The organism is Sphingobium sp. AS12 (assembly GCF_019097845.1).
Taxonomy (GTDB): Bacteria; Pseudomonadota; Alphaproteobacteria; order Sphingomonadales; family Sphingomonadaceae; genus Sphingobium.
Genome location: NZ_JAHRGM010000061.1, coordinates 1 through 2,664 on the forward strand (window position 1 = coordinate 1; position 2,664 = coordinate 2,664).

Annotated in this window: 3 protein-coding genes and 1 pseudogene; all 4 read left to right on the forward strand. The window is 62.8% G+C overall.

Translation table 11 applies throughout. The annotated features are described in order from the left end of the window. The coding region (locus KRZ98_RS19755; RefSeq protein ID WP_217674972.1) for a transposase at positions 1-344 on the forward strand (344 nt) is incomplete at its 5' end. Beyond that, a pseudogene (tnpB, locus tag KRZ98_RS19760) lies at positions 341-682 on the forward strand (IS66 family insertion sequence element accessory protein TnpB). The gene KRZ98_RS19755 and the pseudogene tnpB, both read left to right, overlap by 4 nt. Before the next feature lie 71 nt (positions 683-753). Beyond that, positions 754-2,418, forward strand: coding sequence for an IS66 family transposase (locus tag KRZ98_RS19765; RefSeq protein WP_088189975.1), 1,665 nt, complete (start codon positions 754-756; stop codon positions 2,416-2,418). 17 nt (positions 2,419-2,435) lie between these two features. Next, the coding region (locus tag KRZ98_RS19770) for a hypothetical protein (RefSeq protein WP_217674973.1) at positions 2,436-2,664 on the forward strand (229 nt) is incomplete at its 3' end.

Genomic DNA, 2,664 nt, shown 5'->3' on the forward strand with positions numbered 1-2,664 from the left:
GGCAGATAACGGTAATGACCGGGCCGGAACGGCGGCGGCGTTGGAGCGACGAGGAACGACTGCAGATTTTGGCAGAAGCCTTTGCGCCTGGGGCCAGCGTTTTGGCTGTGGCACGGCGGCACGACATTTCCACGGCGCGGATTTACACATGGCGCAGCAAGCTGCGACAACCGCCCGCCCTGACCGAGTTCGCCGAGGCGGTGGTAGACGATGGCGCCCAGCAAGGCGGGCAACAGGCGGGGATGCCGGTGATCATCATCGATCTCGGCGCCAAGGGACGCGTGAACGTATCAGCTGCGGCATCACCTGCATTGGTGTCGGCGGCGCTGAAGGCCTTGCGATGATCCCAGCAGGAGCACGGGTGTGGATCGCAATGGGCCATACCGATATGCGTCGCGGCATGCAGAGCCTCGCGGCGATGGTGCAGCAGAGTTTTTCGCAAGACCCATTTGCCGGCGATCTTTGAGTCTTTCGCGGGCGTAACGGGTCGCTGGTGAAGATAATCTGGCACGACGGTCTCGGGATGTCGCTTTATTCGAAGCGGTTGGAACGGGGGAAGTTTATTTGGCCCTCCGCGAAGGACGGCGTAGTCTCGCTGACGAGCTCACAGCTGGCCTGTTTGCTCGACGGCGTGGACTGGCGGAACCCGCAATATAGCTGGCGCCCGCAGAGCGCGGGATAAGCGCGGCTTTTCTTCATCAAGGCCGCATTTTCCGCTTCAACCGGGTGGCTTTCTATGATTCCATCCTGGTTGTGGACGCCGCCGTTTCGCCCCTGCCTGACGACATCGAAGCGCTCAAGGCGCTGGTCCGGCTCAGCACGCAGCGCGCAGATGAAGCCGAACAGCGGGCCACGAGTGCCGAGGCTGAACTGGCCAATGCCCGTGCCCGGGAGAGCGCCACCGAGGCCTTGATCTCCCACTACAAGTTGCAGATCGCCAAGCTCAAGCGTGAACAGTATGGCCCCAGTGCCGAACGCACCCGCCGGCTGCTCGCGCAGATGGAGTTTGAGCTCGAAGATCTGGAGGCTGACGCCGCCGAAGATGATCTTGCCGCCGAGACCGCCGCCGCAAAGGCAACAAACGTCACGGCCTTTGAACGCAAGAGGCCGGTCAGGAAGCCGTTCCCCGACCACTTGCCCCGTGAACGCGTCGTCGTCCCGGCGCCTTGTTCTTGCCCGTCCTGCGGTGGCATGCGCCTCTCGAAGCTGGGCGAGGATGTGACCGAGACGCTGGAGGTGATCCCGCGCGCCTGGAAGATCATCCAGACCGTGCGCGAGAAGTTCTCCTGCCGTGACTGCGAGAAGATCACGCAGCCGCCCGCGCCATTCCATGTCGTGCCGCGTGGCTGGGCGGGTCCAAGCTTCCTCGCCATGCTGCTGTTCGAGAAGTATGGGCAGCACCAGCCTCTCAACCGCCAGGCCGAGCGTTTCACCCGTGAAGGCGTGCCGCTGAGCGTTTCCACGCTCGCTGACCAGGTCGGCGCGGCTTCCTTCGCCTTGATGCCGATCTTCCGGCTGATTGAGGCCCATGTCTTTGCCGCCGAACGCGTACATGGCGACGACACTACCGTGCCGGTCATGGCCAAGGGCAAGACCGATACCGGTCGATTATGGGATTATGTCCGGGACGACCGCCCGTTTGGCGGCGCCGATCCGCCAGCGGTCGTTTTCTATTATTCGCGCGACCGGCGCGGCGAACATCCCCAGGCGCATCTCGCGTCCTGGTCCGGGATTCTGCAGGCAGATGCTTATGCGGGCTATTTCGAGCTGTACGCTCCAGACCGCCAGCCTGGTCTCATCCTGGAGGCAGGATGCTTTGCCCATGCACGCAGGAAGTTCTTCGAACTCGCCGACGTCGAGGGCGCAGCGCGCAAGAAGAGCCGCGGCGAGCGAGCCAGTCCCATCTATCCGATTGCGCTGGAGGCGGTGCAGAAGCTGGACGCCCTGTTCGACGTTGAGCGCGGTATCAACGGCAAGACACCAGCGGAGCGGCTTGCCGCCCGTCAGGAGTTGAGCGCGCCGCTGATCGCCGAACTGCACGACTGGTTGAACGCCCAACTCGCCAAGCTGTCGCGTAACCATGATCTCGCCAAGGCCATCAACTATATGCTCCGGCGCTGGGACGCCTTCACCCGCTTCCTCATCGATGGGAGGGTATGCCTCACGAACAACGCAGCGGAACGGGCGCTGCGTTGTGTGCCACTCGGGCGGAAAGCATGGCTATTTTGCGGCTCCGATCGCGGCGGTCAGCGCGCCGCCATCATGTTTTCACTCATTCAGAGCTGTCGCCTCAACGACGTCGATCCCCAGGCTTGGCTCGCTGACGTCCTCGCCCGCATCGCCGGTCATCCGGCTAATCGGCTTGGCGATCTACTCCCATGGAATTGGAAACCAACAGCGTTGAAGCTGGAGCCGTGATCTCATAGCATCACGGCATGGAATTTGGCCCGCAACCCGAACTCATTGAATCCTCTCTTTGCCGGTCCATCGAACAGGCGGGCGTACGGCTGACCATCAACATCGTGCGGATCGCCACCGAACGCGGTTGGTCCCTCGAGGTCGTCAACGAGCACGGCACCTCGACGGTCTGGGACAATCTATTCCCCACCGACCGCGATGCCGATGCTGCATTCCGCGATGTGCTCGCTCAAGAAGGCGTCGAGG